The sequence below is a fragment of the Nocardiopsis sp. iso_40 genome (assembly GCF_056173285.1).
Genome location: NZ_CM149666.1, coordinates 2,810,480 through 2,825,729, shown reverse-complemented (window position 1 = coordinate 2,825,729; position 15,250 = coordinate 2,810,480). Strand labels below are relative to the sequence as shown.

Annotated in this window: 14 protein-coding genes; 5 read left to right on the top strand and 9 right to left on the bottom strand. The window is 72.0% G+C overall.

What is annotated here, in order from left to right; all coding sequences use genetic code 11:
- Positions 1–130: 130 nt before the first annotated feature.
- Positions 131–667 (bottom strand): GNAT family N-acetyltransferase, encoded by a 537-nt coding sequence (locus AC0VYD_RS12230; protein WP_475479989.1) that lies wholly within the window; start codon positions 665–667, stop codon positions 131–133.
- 194 nt (positions 668–861) lie between these two features.
- Between AC0VYD_RS12230 and AC0VYD_RS12225 the strand changes: the two genes are divergently transcribed.
- The gene (locus AC0VYD_RS12225) at positions 862–1,959 is read left to right on the top strand and encodes a pyridoxal-phosphate-dependent aminotransferase family protein (protein WP_452544689.1); all 1,098 of its coding nucleotides are present in this window, start codon (positions 862–864) and stop codon (positions 1,957–1,959) included.
- 116 nt (positions 1,960–2,075) lie between these two features.
- On the opposite strand, the gene AC0VYD_RS12220 is transcribed toward AC0VYD_RS12225, so the two are convergent.
- Together AC0VYD_RS12220 and AC0VYD_RS12215 are read right to left on the bottom strand one after the other, a co-directional pair.
- Complete coding sequence (locus tag AC0VYD_RS12220; RefSeq protein ID WP_475479988.1) at positions 2,076–2,510, bottom strand: CBS domain-containing protein; 435 nt, start codon at positions 2,508–2,510, stop codon at positions 2,076–2,078.
- Positions 2,511–2,559: 49 nt separating this feature from the next.
- Complete coding sequence (locus AC0VYD_RS12215; protein ID WP_475479987.1) at positions 2,560–3,543, bottom strand: oxygenase MpaB family protein; 984 nt, start codon at positions 3,541–3,543, stop codon at positions 2,560–2,562.
- Between the two features lie 206 nt (positions 3,544–3,749).
- Here AC0VYD_RS12215 and AC0VYD_RS12210 point away from each other — a divergent pair, with 206 nt between their 5' ends.
- The gene (locus tag AC0VYD_RS12210; RefSeq protein ID WP_475479986.1) at positions 3,750–4,460 is read left to right on the top strand and encodes a nuclear transport factor 2 family protein; all 711 of its coding nucleotides are present in this window, start codon (positions 3,750–3,752) and stop codon (positions 4,458–4,460) included.
- Between the two features lie 77 nt (positions 4,461–4,537).
- On the opposite strand, the gene AC0VYD_RS12205 is transcribed toward AC0VYD_RS12210, so the two are convergent.
- Together AC0VYD_RS12205 and AC0VYD_RS12200 are read right to left on the bottom strand one after the other, a co-directional pair.
- Complete coding sequence (locus tag AC0VYD_RS12205; RefSeq protein ID WP_475479985.1) at positions 4,538–5,227, bottom strand: response regulator; 690 nt, start codon at positions 5,225–5,227, stop codon at positions 4,538–4,540.
- Positions 5,194–6,579, bottom strand: a complete 1,386-nt coding sequence (locus AC0VYD_RS12200; RefSeq protein WP_475479984.1) for a sensor histidine kinase — start codon at positions 6,577–6,579, stop codon at positions 5,194–5,196. The genes AC0VYD_RS12205 and AC0VYD_RS12200 overlap by 34 nt, the downstream gene beginning before the upstream one ends.
- A 183-nt stretch (positions 6,580–6,762) precedes the next feature.
- Between AC0VYD_RS12200 and purB the strand changes: the two genes are divergently transcribed.
- A complete protein-coding gene (purB, locus tag AC0VYD_RS12195) occupies positions 6,763–8,193 on the top strand; it encodes an adenylosuccinate lyase (protein WP_475479983.1) in 1,431 nt (476 codons plus the stop codon).
- Positions 8,194–8,406: 213 nt separating this feature from the next.
- Positions 8,407–8,670: a hypothetical protein gene (locus AC0VYD_RS12190; RefSeq protein ID WP_475479982.1), complete on the top strand. Its 264-nt coding sequence runs from the start codon at positions 8,407–8,409 to the stop codon at positions 8,668–8,670.
- Between the two features lie 39 nt (positions 8,671–8,709).
- Here AC0VYD_RS12190 and AC0VYD_RS12185 read toward each other — a convergent pair whose 3' ends face one another.
- From AC0VYD_RS12185 to AC0VYD_RS12175, 3 genes are all read right to left on the bottom strand, one after another.
- Complete coding sequence (locus tag AC0VYD_RS12185) at positions 8,710–9,114, bottom strand: four-helix bundle copper-binding protein (protein WP_475479981.1); 405 nt, start codon at positions 9,112–9,114, stop codon at positions 8,710–8,712.
- Positions 9,115–9,230: 116 nt separating this feature from the next.
- Positions 9,231–11,267 (bottom strand): CocE/NonD family hydrolase, encoded by a 2,037-nt coding sequence (locus AC0VYD_RS12180; RefSeq protein ID WP_475479980.1) that lies wholly within the window; start codon positions 11,265–11,267, stop codon positions 9,231–9,233.
- An 11-nt stretch (positions 11,268–11,278) separates the two neighbouring features.
- Positions 11,279–12,589, bottom strand: a complete 1,311-nt coding sequence (locus AC0VYD_RS12175) for an ATP-grasp domain-containing protein (protein ID WP_475479979.1) — start codon at positions 12,587–12,589, stop codon at positions 11,279–11,281.
- An 837-nt stretch (positions 12,590–13,426) separates the two neighbouring features.
- Here AC0VYD_RS12175 and AC0VYD_RS12170 point away from each other — a divergent pair.
- The gene (locus AC0VYD_RS12170) at positions 13,427–14,332 is read left to right on the top strand and encodes a sigma-70 family RNA polymerase sigma factor (protein ID WP_475479978.1); all 906 of its coding nucleotides are present in this window, start codon (positions 13,427–13,429) and stop codon (positions 14,330–14,332) included.
- 55 nt (positions 14,333–14,387) lie between these two features.
- On the opposite strand, the gene AC0VYD_RS12165 is transcribed toward AC0VYD_RS12170, so the two are convergent.
- The gene (locus tag AC0VYD_RS12165) at positions 14,388–15,245 is read right to left on the bottom strand and encodes a Rieske (2Fe-2S) protein (RefSeq protein WP_475479977.1); all 858 of its coding nucleotides are present in this window, start codon (positions 15,243–15,245) and stop codon (positions 14,388–14,390) included.
- Between the last annotated feature and the right edge of the window lie 5 nt (positions 15,246–15,250).

Here is a 15,250-nt window from a genome sequence, read left to right as displayed (position 1 = left end):
GTGTGAAGAACCGGTGACCGCTGGTGGCGGCCGGTGTCTCCTCATCGTACGGGGGCGTTCGCACCCCTGTCCGCCCGCGGGACATAGCGCTGCCCATAACGCGGGCGGGTCCGGTCCGGTTCCGGCGCGGTCAGGGCAGCAGCTCGTGCGCGAAGGGGATCGCCTTCGGGTAGGGCAGGTCGTCGACGGTGGCCGGGTCCACCCACCGGTAGCCCAACCGCTCGTACAGGGCCACGGCCTCGGGCTGCGAGGGGCCGGTGAAGAGCATGACGCGGGTGTAGCCGAGATCTCGCGCGGCGTCCTCCAGAGCGGCCATGATCAGGCGCCCCAGGCCCCGGCGCCGGTGCCGGGAGCAGGTCCAGATCCGCTTGAACTCGACGGTGTCCGCCTCGCTCGCCCGGTCCCTGCGGTAGGGGCGCAGGGCTCCGCCGGCGACGATCCCGCCGTCGAGTTCGGCCAGGACCAGGCAGCCGTGCGGGGCGACGAACTCGGTGACCGGGTAGCGGCTGAGCTCGTTCGCGGCGCCCTCGGCACCGTAGCGCTCGGTGTACTCCTCCAGGAGACCGGCGAGCAGCCCGTCCACCCTGGGGTCGTCGTGCTCCACCCGCAGGATCCGCACGCCGCCGGTGTCCGCCCCGGCGGCCGCTTCGGTGTTCGTCTCGGTCATCGGCGCCCCTCCCCTCGTACGCACCCCGCCCCGGTCCCTCTGCCCGGGGCGCCCGGGGTGTCTCGCGTCCGCCGGAATACTACGGCCCGGCACGGCCCACCACGGACGCGGCCGGACCGGTTCCGCCCCCGGTCCCCCGCGCACACGACACCCCGGTTTCGCCTTCGGCGCCCGGCCCCGGCTAGTGTTCGACCATGTCAGTCACCGAACGCATCCTGCTGGGACCGGGCCCGAGCAATCCGTACCCGGAGGCGACCCTGGGCCTGGCCGCTCCCCTGCTGGGTCACCTGGACCCCGAGTTCATCACCCTGCTGGAACGCACCTGCGGGCGCCTCCGTTCCCTGTGGGGCACCGAGAACCCGCTCACCCTGCCGCTGTCCGGGACCGGGTCCCTGGGCATGGAGACCGCCTTCGCCAACACCGTGCGGCGCGGCGACACGGTGGTCGTCGCGGTCAACGGGCTGTTCGGCGAGCGGATGTGCGAGGTGGCGGGGCGCTACGGCGCCGAGGTGGTCCGGGTGGACCACGAGTGGGGCCGGCCCGTGGACGTCCAGCGCGTCCTGGACGCCCACCCCGCACCCAGTCTGGTGGCGGCCGTGCACGCGGAGACCTCCACCGGTGCGGTCAGCGACATCGGCGCCCTGGGCCGTGCCCTGCGTGAGCGCTCCGAGGACACCCTGCTGATCGCCGACTGCGTCACCTCCCTGGGCGGCATGCCCATGGCCCTGGACGAGTGGCGGGTGGACATCGCCTACTCCGGTACCCAGAAGTGCCTGGGGGTGGCTCCGGGGCTGGCTCCCTTCACCTTCTCCGAACGCGCCTGGGAGCGCCGGGTGCAGGCCCCGCCCGTGTGGTACGTCGACCTCGGCCTGCTGGGCGCCTACGTGCGCGGCGGCCCGGGCGGACGTGCCTACCACCACACCGCCCCGACCTCGATGGTCGCCTCCCTGGACGCGGCGCTGGCCCGCATCGAGGAGGAGGGCGCGGAGGCCGTCGCGGCACGGCACGAGGCGGCCGGGGCCCGGCTGCGCGAGGGGCTCCAGGAGATGGGGCTGGAGCTGTTCGCCGAGGAGGGGCACCGCCTGTCGCAGCTGACGTCGGTGCGCGTACCGGAGGGCGTGGACTCGGGCAAGGTGCGTGAGCGGCTGCTGCGCGACTACGGCCTGGAGATCGGCGCCGGGGTCGGCCCCTACGCGGCCTCGGTCTGGCGGATCGGCCTGATGGGCCACAACGCCCGCCTGGACCGGGCGGAGCTGGTCCTGAGCGCGCTGCGCCGCGTCCTGGGCCGCTGACCCGGACCCCGCCGCCGTGTACGGGCGGGGCCGGCGAGGGCGCCGAAGCACGGGATCCGGGCACGGGACCGCGGCCGCCGCGGGGTCCGGCCCGCCCGGGTCGGGTGCGACCGGGCTCAGGTGACCCGGTCGGTCTGGCCCTGCTTGATCGACTCCAGGAAGTGGCCCACCATCGAGTCGGGCAGGTTCTGCGCGATGTCCGCCTCGCTGATCATCCCGACCAGACGGTGGTCGCGGACCACGGGCACACGCTGGATGTGGTGGCTGGCCATCATCTCCAGGACCCGGCCGACCTCGTCGTCCGCCTCCGCGTAGAAGGGTTTGCCCTGCGCGAGCTCGGCGGCGGTACAGGTGGCCGGGTCCTTCTCCCGGGCGACGCACTTCAGCACGATGTCGCGGTCGGTGATGATGCCCTTGAGCCTGTCGTCGCTTCCGCAGATCGGCACGGCTCCGATACCGAGGTCCTGCATGACCCTGGCCACGTCCAGGAGGGTGTCCGTCTCACTGACGCACGTGGCTTCCGAATGCATGATCTCCATCGCGGTGGTCATCGCTCTCCCCTTTGCCGAAATGGACATATCGGATATTTCTCTCTTCACGCTACCCAGCCGGGCTGGGACGACACCCTTCGTCCACAGGTGAGGGGGAGAATCCCGGGACGGACTCGGGAGCAGCGGTGCCCGCGGACGCGGGCGCCCGGAAACGGGTGCGGGAGCGCAGGGCCCGGAAGCCGTTCTCCATCTCGTACCCGGCCGCCAGCAACCGCTGTTTGGCCTCTTCGGCGCTGCGTACCGTGGCCTCGTCGAAGATGAGGTTGTAGTAGCGCTCGGGCACCCGGTTCAGCCCCGAACGCAGCGCCCGCAGGCCCGCGGTGGCCGCAGCGTCCGCACCGGGCAGCTCCGGGAGCGTCCCGTAGGCCCGGCGCGCCCAGGCGGGCAGGGTCGCGTAGGACAGGGCGCCCACCGGGAACCAGAGCGGTTTGAGCGGGGCCAGCCAGGAGAGCCGTTCGGGGACCTTGGGCCACAGCAGGAAGCGCACCGCCCGGCGGGCCTCGGGGGTGACGCGCAGGTTCGGCCGGACCTTGGCCAGGTAGCGACGCATGTCGGCGACGTTGCGGGGCACGTCGTCGGGGGCCAGGCCGACGTAGGCGGCGGTACGCGACTGTTCGTCGAGGTAGCGGTCCAGGTCCGCGGCACCGAGTTCGAGCCCGGCCCGGTAGGTGGTCTCCAGGTAGGACGTGACCTCGGCGCAGTGCACCCACACGAGCAGGTCGTGCTGGTCGACCCGGTGCAGCCGTCCGGTGGCTGGGTCGGTGAAACCCAGGGAGCGGTGGACCCGGCGGATGTGCTCGCCGAGAGTCGCGGCCTCGGTCAGGCTGCCATAAGTGGTGACCGCCACGAAGTGGGCGGTGCGCATCAGTCGGCCGGTGGGGTCGGAACGGAAGTCCGACAACTGCCACACGCCCTGCATGGCCACGGGGTGGAGCGCCTGGAGCATCAGCGCGCGCACCCCCGCGACCCACATCGACCGGTCCAGGTGCACTCTCCAAGTAACGCTCTCGGGGGCGGCGACCGTCGGCTGCATCCTGCTCTCCTCAGGGGTTGCGCGGGGGGCTCGCACCGTCTGGCGGGGGCACTGTCCAAGATACGTCCGGCCCGGCGCCGGGTCCCGGCGCCCCGGGCCAACCGATTCCTGACCGGAACTTGAGCGAACCGAACCCCGGCGGAGGAGGACGCTGGGTAGTGGGCCCCTGGGACTGGCAGGGGCGACCGTTCGGAAGGAGAACGCCCATGTCCTCCCCCAGCAGCACACACTTCGATCCCGACATGTTCAGGGTGGCCGTAGAGGAGGGTGACACCGGCTCCCTGGTCCAGCTGTTCGCCGAGGACGCCGAGTTCGAGATGATCGACCGGCGCACCCCGCCCAGCCAGCCCACCGTCGTGCGCGGCAGGAGCGCCATCGGCGACCTCATGCGCCAGATCCACTCCAGGGAGATGACACACGAGGTCCTCCAGTGCGTCATCGAGGGCGACCACGCGGCCTACACCGAACGGTGCGTCTACCCGGACGGCAACAAGGTCCTGAGCATGGCCATGCTGGACCTCGCGGACGGCCATATCGTCCACCAGTCCACCGTCCAGGCGTGGGACGAGGAGCCCTCGGCCGCGCCGGTCTCGGAGGACTTCTCCGAACCCGCGCGGGTCGACGAGTCCCCGATGGGCCGCATCGAGTTCGCGCACATCGGTGGCCGCGACGTCGTGCGCATGGTGCTCCAGCCCGGATGGCGGTGGAGCGAGCACGTCAAGCCCACCCAGGGCACGGACCTTTGCATGATGCACCACAGCGGCTACCTGGTCTCCGGGACCATGGGCTGTCGCATGGCCGACGGCACGGAGGCGGAGTTCGGCGCGGGCGAGGTCATCGACCTTCCGCCCGGGCACGACGGGTGGGTCGTGGGCGAGGAGACCGCCGTCTTCATCGACTGGCGCATGTGCGAGTGACCCACATGTGCGACTGACCCGATCGCCCGCCGGTTCCGCGCCGTGCGTGCGGCCGCGGAGGCGGAACCGGCGGGCGGTCAGCCGCTCTGGGTGCGCAGGTAGGCGAGGACCGCCTGGACCCGGCGGTGCACGTCGTCGTCGGGGGCGAGGTCGAGTTTGGCCAGGATGTTGCCCACGTGCTTGCCCACCGCCGCGTCGCTGACCACCAGCCTGCGGGCGATGGCCCCGTTGGAGTGCCCCTCGGCCATCAGTTCGAGCACCTGGCGTTCCCGAGCGGTCAGCCGTTCGAGCGGGTCGGAACTGCGGCGCAGCAGCTGCCGGACGACCTCGGGGTCGACGAAGGTGGCGCCCTCCACGACCCGGCGCAGCACCGAGGCGAACTCGCGGACGTCGCCCACCCGCTGCTTGAGCAGGTAGCCCACGCCCTTGCCGTCGCCGGAGTCGAGCAGGTCGGTGGCGTAGCTCAGTTCCACGTACTGGCTGAGCGCCACCACCGCCAGCCCGGGGTCCTCCTTGCGTAGCCGCACGGCCGCGCGCAGTCCCTCGTCGGTGAAGTCCGGGGGCATCCGGATGTCGGTGACGACCAGTCGGGGACGGTGTTCGGTGACCGCCTCCACCAGGGCGTCGCTGTCCTCGACCGCGGCGACCACGGGGAACCCGAACCGTTCCAGTACGCCCACCAGCCCCTCGCGCAGCAGCACCCCGTCCTCGGCGAGAACGGTCGGTACGGGGGTCACGGCATCGGGTTCCGGGGAATCGGTCCGCACGGCAGCTCCACTCGGATTCGGGTCGGCCCGCCCTCGGGGCTCGTCAGCCCCATTGTGCCGCCCATGACGGCGACCCGGTCCCCGAGCCCGGTCAGCCCGCTGCCGTGCACGGCGTCCGCTCCGCCCCTGCCGTCGTCGGTGACCTCGACCGACAGGATCGCGCTGGCGCCCTCGGCCCTGGGGTCGGCGGGGGCGAGATGGGCGCGCACGGTGACGGAGTCGGCGTCGGCGTGCTTGTAGACGTTGGTCAGCGCCTCGGCGACCACGAAGTAGGCGGTGCCCTCCACGTGCGCGGGCAGGCGGTGCGGGATCGCGGTCTCCACGGTGACGGGGACCGGACAGTGGTCGGCCAGTTCCTGCAGGGCGTCGTGGAGTCCGCGGTCGGTGAGCACACGCGGGTGGATGCCGCGCACCAGCTCGCGGATCTCGTCGATGAGCTCGTCCGCCTTGGCCTGGGCGGCGGCCACCCGGCGGTCGGCCGGAGAGTCCTCCTCCAGGTCGACGCGGGCCATGCCCAGGTCCATGCTGAGCGCCACGAGCCGCTGCTGGGCGCCGTCGTGCAGGTCGCGTTCGATCCTTCTGCGCTCGTACTCGAAGGCGTTGACCAGCCGGGCACGGGACTCGGTGACCTGGTCGAGTTCGGCCCGCAGTTCCTCCTTGGGCGGGCCGACCAGGAGGGCCCGGGCGATGACCGCGTGCCCGTAGGACATCAGTCCGCAGGCGTAGAGGAGCAGTGCCGCCAGGAGCGGGGAGAGCAGGGTGTAGGGCAGGGCCTCGGCGGGGGTGGTGAGGGCGACCCAGCCCACGACCACCGGGGACTCGTTCTCGTCGGCCAGCAGGAGGGGACTGATCGCCAGGAGGACCGTGGCGCTCGTCAAGGTCGCCGTCACGAGGAAGGCGAGGCCGAAGACGGGGAACAGCACCGTCGCGTAGGCGACCTCGCGCCAGGTGGCGGCTTCGGTGTAGCGGGTGCGGCCCCACCCCCACAGGCCGGGTGGGGGGAGGCGGTGCCCGCTTCCGTTCTCCCCGGGCAGGACCAGATGCAGGCGGCGGCGCTCCAGGGCACCCAGGGGGATGGCGATCAGCGGGGCGAAGCAGAACGTCATGAGCGCGCCGAACGTGAACCAGAACGCCAGCGGGCCGGTGGCGTCCTGTTCCCCCATCGTCGCGACGAACACCGCCCAGGGCGTGTAGACGGGCAGGGCGACCAGGAGCAGGAGACCGCCGACGAACAGGGTGGTCAGGGTGTAGGCCAGGGACCGCCACGGCCAGGCGGTGAGCAGGTACCTCGGGCTCGCCAGTGCCTGGAGCAGGGTCCCCGGTCCGCCTCTCCGGCTGTTCAGCGTGGTCATGCGCCAACGCTAGAACGCCGTACCCGGGCCGGGACATCCGTTGGGCCCGCCACTTCACGGTAGGGACGGCCCTACCCGGGGCACCGGGGGCGTGCCGACCTGGCGCCACGGGTGGTCCGACGCGAGCGCTGGGGGTGGGCCGACGCACGCCCGCCCCAGTTCAGGGCGATAGGGTCGGACGACGTGAGCGCGAAACCTCTGATCCCCGATGTCCTGGCTGCCCGCTACGCGTCCGCGGAGCTGACCCGGCTGTGGTCCCCCGAGTACAAGGTGGTCGCCGAACGGCGGCTGTGGCTGGCCGTGCTGCGTGCCCAGGCGCGTCTGGGCGTGGACGTTCCGGCCGGTGTGGTGGAGGACTACGAGAAGGTCCTCGAACAGGTCGACCTGGCCTCCATCGCCGAACGCGAGCGCGTCACCCGGCACGACGTGAAGGCACGGATCGAGGAGTTCAACGCCCTCGCCGGGCACGAGCACGTCCACAAGGGCATGACCTCGCGTGACCTGACCGAGAACGTCGAGCAGCTCCAGGTGCGGGACAGCCTGCTGCTGGTGCGCGACCGGGTGGTGGCGCTGCTGGCCCGGCTCGGGCGCCTGTCCGCCGAGTACGGTGAGACCGTCATGGCCGGCCGCTCGCACAACGTGGCCGCGCAGGCCACGACCCTGGGCAAGCGGTTCGCGTCGATCGCCGACGAGGTGCTGGTGGCCCACGGCCGCCTGGAGGAGCTGATCGCCCGGTACCCGCTGCGCGGGATCAAGGGCCCGGTCGGCACCGCCCAGGACATGCTGGACCTGCTCGGCGGCGACCGCGCGGCGCTGGACGCCCTGGAGAACGAGGTCGCCGCCCATCTGGGCTTCGAGCAGCGGTTCACCAGTGTGGGCCAGGTGTACCCGCGTTCGCTGGACTTCGAGGTGCTGACGGCGCTGGTGCAGTTGGCCGCGGGCCCGTCCTCGCTGGCCAGGACGATCCGCCTGATGGCCGGGCACGAGCTGGTCACCGAGGGCTTCGCCGAGGGCCAGGTGGGTTCGTCGGCGATGCCGCACAAGATGAACACGCGTTCGTGCGAGCGGGTCAACGGTCTGACCGTGATCCTGCGCGGTTACGCGTCGATGACCGGTGAGCTGGCGGGCGACCAGTGGAACGAGGGCGACGTCTCGTGCTCGGTGGTGCGCCGGGTGGCGCTGCCGGACGCGTTCTTCGCCTTCGACGGCCTGGTGGAGACCATGCTGACGGTGCTGGACGAGTTCGGTGCCTTCCCCGCGGTGGTCTCCGCGGAGCTGGACCGCTACCTGCCGTTCCTGGCCACCACCAAGATGCTGATGGCCGCGGTGCGCGCCGGCGTGGGCCGGGAGACCGCGCACGAGCTCATCAAGGAGCACGCGGTGGCCTCCGCCCTGGCCATGCGCCAGGAGGGCGCGGACAACCAGCTGCTCGACTGGCTCGCCGCCGATGAGCGCTTCCCGCTGGACCGTGCGGCCCTGGACGCCCTGCTGGCCGACCGGATCACCTTCACCGGCGCCGCTGCCGACCAGGTGGCGGCCGTGGTGTCCCGGATCGAGGGGATCACCGCCGCCCGCCCCGAGGCCGCCGCCTACACTCCGGGCTCGATCCTGTAGGCCATCGCCCGTGACAGGGCCCCGGCCCCCGACGCCGCCGAGAGCGGTTCGGCGGGGGCCGGGGCCCTTCGTCGTGTGCGGTCCCGCCCCGTGAACACCGTTGCTGGACCGCTCCCGGGTATGACGCAGTTCACTCGCGCTAACACTGGGTTTGAAAGTTAACGCCTATTACGGTTGTGGGTGTCGGAGCGTCCCACGACCCTCGGAGCCCCCATGATCGACCCGACCTCGTTCGGCACCGCACTGACCGCGCTGGCGGTCGTCGCCACGATGGTCATCGCCTTCGGCCTGGCCGCCCTGTCCGACATGGCCATGCGCCGCCGCGAGGACCGCGCCGCGGCTGCCGACCCGGACACCGCACCCCGGGGCTCGGCGGACGGCGGGGAGGCCCGCACCGAACAGCCCGGCCGAACCCGCGAGCTGGTGGCCAGCGCGCCGACCGGCGACCCGGCGGCCAACGGCTCCTCCTCGGGCTGACAGAGGCCGCGCCCGGGTGCCCGGGCGCGGCCGTCCTCCTCACACGAGGGCGAGCACCAGGTCCCGGCACGCCCGCGCGCAGTCACGGCACGCCTGGGCGCAGACCCGGCAGTGCTCGTGGTGTTCCGCGTGCTCCTCGCACTCCTCGGCACACCTCTCGCAGGCCTGGACGCACGCCTCCAGGACCGAGGTGACGAAACCGTCCTCCTCGGCGGTCCGGCGTACGAGGACCTGCTGGGTGGCCGCGCAGAGCTCGGCGCAGTCCAGGTCGGAGCGGGCGCAGGAGACCAGTTCGGCCACCGCATCCTCCCGCATGCAGGCGTCCGCGCACACCGCGCAGACCTGCGCGCAGAGCCCGCACGCCTCCACTGCGGCGCGCACCTTCTCCCCCACCCCCTCCGGGTCGTCGGGGTGGGCGTACAGCATCTGTCCGATCACGCTCATGGCCGCTACCTCCTGTCTCGTGTCGTCCTCTGCCGCTGACCGGTGTGCACGGGCACCCGGCCTTCGGTGGTCCGCCCGCGCGGTGCGGGCTCGTGGTCGTGGCTGGCTCACGGGGTTCACACGTGGTCGCGGGGCACGGTCTCCGTCCACTGCCGGGAGAAGATCCGCTCCCCGGACTCGTAGGCGTCGAGCGTGGCGTGGACCCGGAACTCGTCCTCCGTGCACTCGAGCGTCGTGTGCGTCTCGGTCCTGGTGTGCCACTCCCCCCTGGAGAAGCACATCGTCCACGCCGAGCGGCCGCGCGCCGAGGTGAAGTCGTCCCCCACAGCGTCGTAGACCTCGTGGGCCTTACGGGTCACGTCGAGGTCGATGTCGTCGAGGTGCAGGATGCCCCCGTCCTTGACGATCTCCAGGGAGAAGCGGTTGTCCGCCAGGTTCCGGTGGACCGACCAGCTGTGTTCGCCCGTGCGTTTGCGGGTGGTCGCGATGGAGGGGGCCGCCTCCGGCGGGTCGAAGCCCTCCCGCTCGCACCCCTCCCACTCGGAGCTCTCCTCGGGCGCCGGACGCACCGGGAGGACGAGGGCGCTCTGCGTGGGGTGGACCGACATCAGCACCGGCCGCGGCGGGGGCCAGGCGAGCGGCCAGTAGGAGGTGGACAGCGACAGCCGTACCCGGTGCCCGGGCGGGAAGACCTGCGCGACAGCGTTCATGGTGACCTCCACCCGGTAGAGCTCGCCCGGGACCAGCATGCGGGGGGCCTCGTGGCCGTCCCGGTGGGTCAGGTTGAGCAGGCCGTAGGTCACCCGGGTGGCGCTGCCCTCGGGAGCCACGTCGCACAGCCGCGCGGCGACCATCGCGACGGGTTCGGTGACGGAGAGTTCGAGGACCACCCGCGTGGTCCCCAGGATCTCCAGTCGTTCCCGCAGGGGGGCAGTGTCGAAGACCAGGGAGCCCCCGTCCTCCTCCCGCTGGTCGTAGGGCAGGTCCGGCGGTGCGCTGTAGGAGGCCCACTTGCCCGCGAACTGCCCCACGGACAGGGGCGAGCGGATGGTCTGAGCCGCGGTGGTCCCCTGCTCCCCCGGGGAGAGGAGTTGGTTCTCGGACAGCGGCAGGGCGAGGTCCTCGACGCGGTCGGAGGGCCACCGGGTCTCGTGCACCCAGCGTCCGGGGCGCTGCCGGTAGGAGGTGGAGGGCGGGACGCTCTCCTGCATCCAGACCCAGAGCCCGGTCTCCTCCTCGACCCCGTTGTCCTCCCCCTTGGTCCAGCGGTCGAGCCAGCGGACCACTTCCTGGAGGTAACCGATCGCCGGGCCGGGATCGCCCATGTGCGGGTACCGGTGGGACCAGGGCCCCACCAGGCCCTTGACCGGGGTGTCGAGGTGCTCCATCAGCCTGAGCACGGCGTTGGAGTAACCGTCCGCCCAGCCGCTGGAGGCCAGGACAGGGCACCCGATCCGGGCGTAGTCCTCGCTGACGGAGGCGTGCCGCCAGTAGTCGTCCCGGCGCTGGTGCCGGAGCCACTCGATGGTCCAGGGGCGGTTGGCCTCCAGCCGGTCCAGCCACATGCTCCGCCAGTCCGGGCCGACGATCTCGGGGTCGGGCGGGCAGGTGCTGTAGGCGAACGTCGTTCCGGCCTCGGCCAGGTTGTCCGAGAGCAGGCAGCCGCCCATGTAGTGGAAGTCGTCGGCGTACCGGTCGTCGGTGAAGGAGGTGATGGCGATGGTGCGCAGGCTCGCGGGTCGGCGTGCGGCCACCTGCAGGGCGGAGAACCCGCCCCAGGACAGGCCCATCATCGCCGTGCTGCCGTCACACCAGGGTTGTTCCGCCAGCCAGGCCAGGACCTCCTCGGCGTCCCGCTGCTCGCGTTCCAGGTACTCGTCGGTGAGCACGCCCTCGGAGTCACCCGTACCACGCAGGTCGACGCGCACGCAGGCGTAGCCGTGCCCCGCGATGTAGGGGTGGTGCATGGAGTCGCGCACCGCGGTCAGGTCCCGTCTGCGGTACGGGATGTACTCCAGGACCGCGGGTACGGGGGAACGGTCCGAGGAGCCGGGCCGCCACAGCCTGCCCGCCAGGCGCACACCGTCCGGCATCGGCACCCAGAAGTGCTCCTCGGACCGGATCTCGTACGGTAGGTCGTCCACCAGGTGCATGCGGGTCCTCCTCAGCTCCGCGCGGCCTCGCCCCCGGACCGTCTCCGGTCGTCCTCGACCTCGAACCGGAGGCCCTTCACGCAGCGTTCGTACTTGGCCTGCATCTCGAGTTCGTCCGCGCCGCCGATGACGATCTTGGCCAGTTCGTAGCTGTAGCTGTCCTGGGCGAGCATCTCGGAGAGCCGCTGCCCCTCCCGGGGAACGATGTGGATGCGCACCCCGGGCAGGGAGCGTTCCAGGTCGGCCACCTCCTCCGGGGTGGGGACCCGGGTGACCACACCGTCCCGGAACCGGCGCTGGAACCACTCCGCCGCCACCGCGAACTCCCCCTCGAAGGCGGGCAGGGCCGGGTCCCGCCCCAGCGCCATACGGAGTACGCGCTCGTGGTTGGCCACCCCGTTCACCAGTTCGAAGAGGGGTGTGTGGCTCTGCGAGTGCCGGGGGTTGATCTCCACGATGGCGAGCTCGTCCTCGAGCGGGTCGTAGAAGAACTCGACGCTGAACGTCGAGTTGTCCAGCCCGTGCTGTCGGATGACGCGTTCGGAGATGTCGGTGATCCGCCGTTGGATCCCCTCGGGCAGGCCGGAGGGGTACTGGTGGCGCAGGAAGGACGGGTTCCCCGGGAAGTCGACCGAGTCCAGGATGGCGTACACGTTGACGTCGCCCCGGTACACGTATCCCTCGGAGGCGGTCTGCAACCCGTGCAGGGCACCCTCGGCCAGGCAGTGGTGCCGACCCGCCGCGGCGACCCGCTCCGGCAGGTCCACCCGTTCCAGGATGCTCTCGAAGGGCCGTCCGATCCGGTCGATGCCGCGGCGCAGGCGCTCGACCGCGTCGTCGAAGTCCCGGTCGTCGCCCACCCGGTAGGCCAGTTCGGAGGAGGCCGACTTGATGGGTTTGAGCCACAGGGGGTAGCCGAGGCCCGGTTCGAGGCCCCGCCGGGGGTCGGACGAGTCCAGGTCGACCAGGGAGAAGGGCGGGTGGGCGTCGGTGACCTGTTGCTGGAGGAGCCGGCTCCAGTACTTGTGCTCGCACCTGACCACCGCTTCCAGGTTCGGAGCGGGCAGCCCGCGTTCGGCGCACAGGATCGGCACGAGCAGGGTGACGGGGAAGTCACGGAAGCCGATGACGGCGTCCACCGTGCCCTCGAAACCGTCGAGCAGGGCTCTGGCCGAGGCGAGGGTGTCCTCGGCGTCGATCTCGCCGCTCTGGAGTTCCTCGATGGTCAGCAGCCGGTGGAACCTGCAGTCCCGGCCGGTCGGGGTCCGCTCCAGCAGTTCGAGGTTGCGCTCGTCCAGGGCCATGACGAAAACGTTTCTCATGTCCTACACCGCCCTTCGCACAGGAGTGTGGAGACAGGGACGGGGGATCTACTCACGCGCCTACCCGGCGCACTCCTGTCTCATACGTACCGTCCGCGCGGCTTCGGCCGAGGGCGGCGAACAGCTCCGACCTCGGTTTTCCCGCCGGGAACACCGGGTAGCCGTACTCGCACATCCCCCGTCCCGCGCATCCGGCCGAACGGGGGCTCCGATGCTCGGCCCGAAGACGTTCCCGGCCCTGGCCGGGGTCCGCTGGGCGTGGAAACGGCACCGTCGCGGTTCCACCCGGCCCGGGGCGGCGTCCGCCGGCCGGAGGGGCGCCGGGCTCCTCGCCTGGGGCGCGGCGGGGGCCGCCCCCGGCGCGCGGTCGGCGTCGTCGCGGCCCTGAACGAGCGGGCCTCCGACCGCCTCGACCAGGTGTCGCGCACCCGGCAGGCGCGCAGTGCGCGAGCGCGGACTTTCGCGCCGGAGGCGGGGAGGGCGAGCCCGTCCAGGTCGGGGACGACCAGAACGGATTCTTCGGCTCCTACGCCGAGGAGGTCCTGACCGGACTCCGCGGCCCGGACGCAGCAGCCCTCGGGCGCCCGGCCTCCGCCGCCCTGGTGGAAAAGACCACGAAACGGTCTCGGAACGGCCCTTGGGCCCAACGCGGCAGCAAGAGTCGGCCAAGACCGCACATCGGTGTTTTCCCTCCCTGCAGTCAAGGGCACCTCTGCCTCTGATGTGTTCTCCGTGGGCCGCGTCCCCCACACCAGGGTCCACGCGGAGAGCCGCCCGGAAGCGGACACCACTCCGCTTCCGTACGGAGTCCCGTACACCGAGGACGAGGAGGAACACATGCACGCATCCACGACGACCGCCGCTGCGACGGGCCCCGCACAGGCGCCCGTGGCTCCCGATCCCGGGGGAGAACCGGACCAGGAGGCCTCCGCCGAGGAGCTGCTCTCGGCCTTGCGGGGCCTGAACTGGGACGATCCCCTGGCCGTGCGCCTACGCGAACGGATCATGTCGCACTACCAGCCGCTGCTGAACCGCATCGCCCGTCGCTACGGCGGCCGCGGCGAGGACAGCGAGGACCTGCGGCAGACGGCCCACCTGGGCCTGGCCAAGGCGATCCGCGGCTACGAACCCGACCGGGGCAAGGCCTTCATCTCCTACCTCCTGCCCACCGTCACGGGAGAGATCAAACGCCACTTCCGGGACCACACGTGGGCGGTCCACACACCACGCACCCCCCAGTCGCGCCGCCCCCAGATGAGGCAGGCCAGGCGGGAACTGGAACAGCGCCTGGCCCGCACCCCCTCCCACGCCGAGATCGCCCGGGAGATGGGGGTCAGCGTCAAGGAGGTGGAGGAGATCCTGCTGGTGTCCGAGGCCTACGACACCCTGTCCCTGGACGCGCCCGAACCCCGCGGGGAGGGCTCGTCCTCCCCCTGGGAACGGTTCCTGGGGGCGGAGGACCCCAATCTGGACCTGGTCGTCGAACGGGAGACCGCGCGGTCGGTCCTGAGGAGCCTCCCCGCCCGGGAGAGGCTCATCCTGAAGCGGCGCTTCTTCGACGAGTGGAAACAGGAGCGGATCGCCGAGGAGGTGGGCTGCTCCCAGATGCACGTCTCCCGACTGCTCGCGGCCTCACTGGAACAGCTGCACAGGGAACTGACCGACGACGAGCCTCCAGGCTCCCCCCACGGGGTGGACCGTCGGCCGACACCGGTGCCCCGGCCCAGGACCAGCCCGGCCTGAGGCGGAGCGGGCGGACGACCGTGCACCCGCCCGCTCCACCGACAGTCCCCTCGGACTACCCCGCGGCCACGGGGAGCCGGACCCACAGCCGACCGCGCACGACCGACGTCTCCAGGGCCTGCGGCGCAGCGGTCGCGGGACCGTGCACGACCGTGCCCCCGTCGAGCCGGAACTCGCTCCCGTGCCAGGGGCAGCGCAGACAGCCGTCGGTCAGCTCGCCCTCCGCCAGCGGCGCTCCCATGTGGGGGCACGTGCCCAAGAGCGCGTACACCGAGCCCTGCGTACGGGCCACCACGACCGGGACGCCCTGCACCTCGTCCCCGACCGGGCCTTCCTCGGGGTACCGCTCCAGCGGCCCCAGGTCGTGCCAGCCCTCGGGTAGCAGGTCCAGGAGGTGGTCGGCGCTGTTGGCACCGGCCGCCCGGTAGTAGGCGAGGTGCCCGCCCAGCGCTCCGCCGAGGCCGACGGCGCCGAGGCCGGCCAGGGCCAGGGCCCCGCCCCACCCCTGCCGTCCGCGCGCACGCGTCAGGGAGGAGGCGCCGAACAGCAGCGTCCCCAATCCGTTGGCGGCGGCGTGCACCACGCCCACGCGCTGCTGGCGCTCGTGCTGTCGCGACCAGTCCGCCAACCCGCTGAGCACGGCGGGCGGGACGGTGATCAGGCCTACGTTGACCAGCGCGCGGGCACCGCGGCGGTGGTCCCCGGGCAGCAGGTCCAACAGGACCGCGGCGGTCCACGCCCCCAGGGGCAGATGGATCATGATCGGGTGGAGCGGGTGCCCGAGCTGGACGCCGTGCAGTACGTCGCGCACCGCGCCGGCGGGCAGGCGTTCGGCGAGCCTGCTCATACCGGAGACCGCCGGGTCGAGGCGGTCGTCGCGTTCGATCTCGCGGATTCGTTCACCGAGTCTCATACGGC

Coding starts and splice junctions, on each gene's coding strand:
- AC0VYD_RS12175 (WP_475479979.1), bottom strand. CDS start 12,589: ATGAGAAACGTTTTCGTCATGGCCCTGGACGAGCGCAACCTCGAACTG.
- AC0VYD_RS12185 (WP_475479981.1), bottom strand. CDS start 9,114: ATGAGCGTGATCGGACAGATGCTGTACGCCCACCCCGACGACCCGGAG.
- AC0VYD_RS12215 (WP_475479987.1), bottom strand. CDS start 3,543: ATGCAGCCGACGGTCGCCGCCCCCGAGAGCGTTACTTGGAGAGTGCAC.
- AC0VYD_RS12180 (WP_475479980.1), bottom strand. CDS start 11,267: ATGCACCTGGTGGACGACCTACCGTACGAGATCCGGTCCGAGGAGCAC.
- AC0VYD_RS12225 (WP_452544689.1), top strand. CDS start 862: ATGTCAGTCACCGAACGCATCCTGCTGGGACCGGGCCCGAGCAATCCG.
- AC0VYD_RS12165 (WP_475479977.1), bottom strand. CDS start 15,245: ATGAGACTCGGTGAACGAATCCGCGAGATCGAACGCGACGACCGCCTC.
- AC0VYD_RS12190 (WP_475479982.1), top strand. CDS start 8,407: ATGATCGACCCGACCTCGTTCGGCACCGCACTGACCGCGCTGGCGGTC.
- AC0VYD_RS12200 (WP_475479984.1), bottom strand. CDS start 6,579: ATGACCACGCTGAACAGCCGGAGAGGCGGACCGGGGACCCTGCTCCAG.
- AC0VYD_RS12220 (WP_475479988.1), bottom strand. CDS start 2,510: ATGACCACCGCGATGGAGATCATGCATTCGGAAGCCACGTGCGTCAGT.
- AC0VYD_RS12210 (WP_475479986.1), top strand. CDS start 3,750: ATGTCCTCCCCCAGCAGCACACACTTCGATCCCGACATGTTCAGGGTG.
- AC0VYD_RS12230 (WP_475479989.1), bottom strand. CDS start 667: ATGACCGAGACGAACACCGAAGCGGCCGCCGGGGCGGACACCGGCGGC.
- AC0VYD_RS12170 (WP_475479978.1), top strand. CDS start 13,427: ATGCACGCATCCACGACGACCGCCGCTGCGACGGGCCCCGCACAGGCG.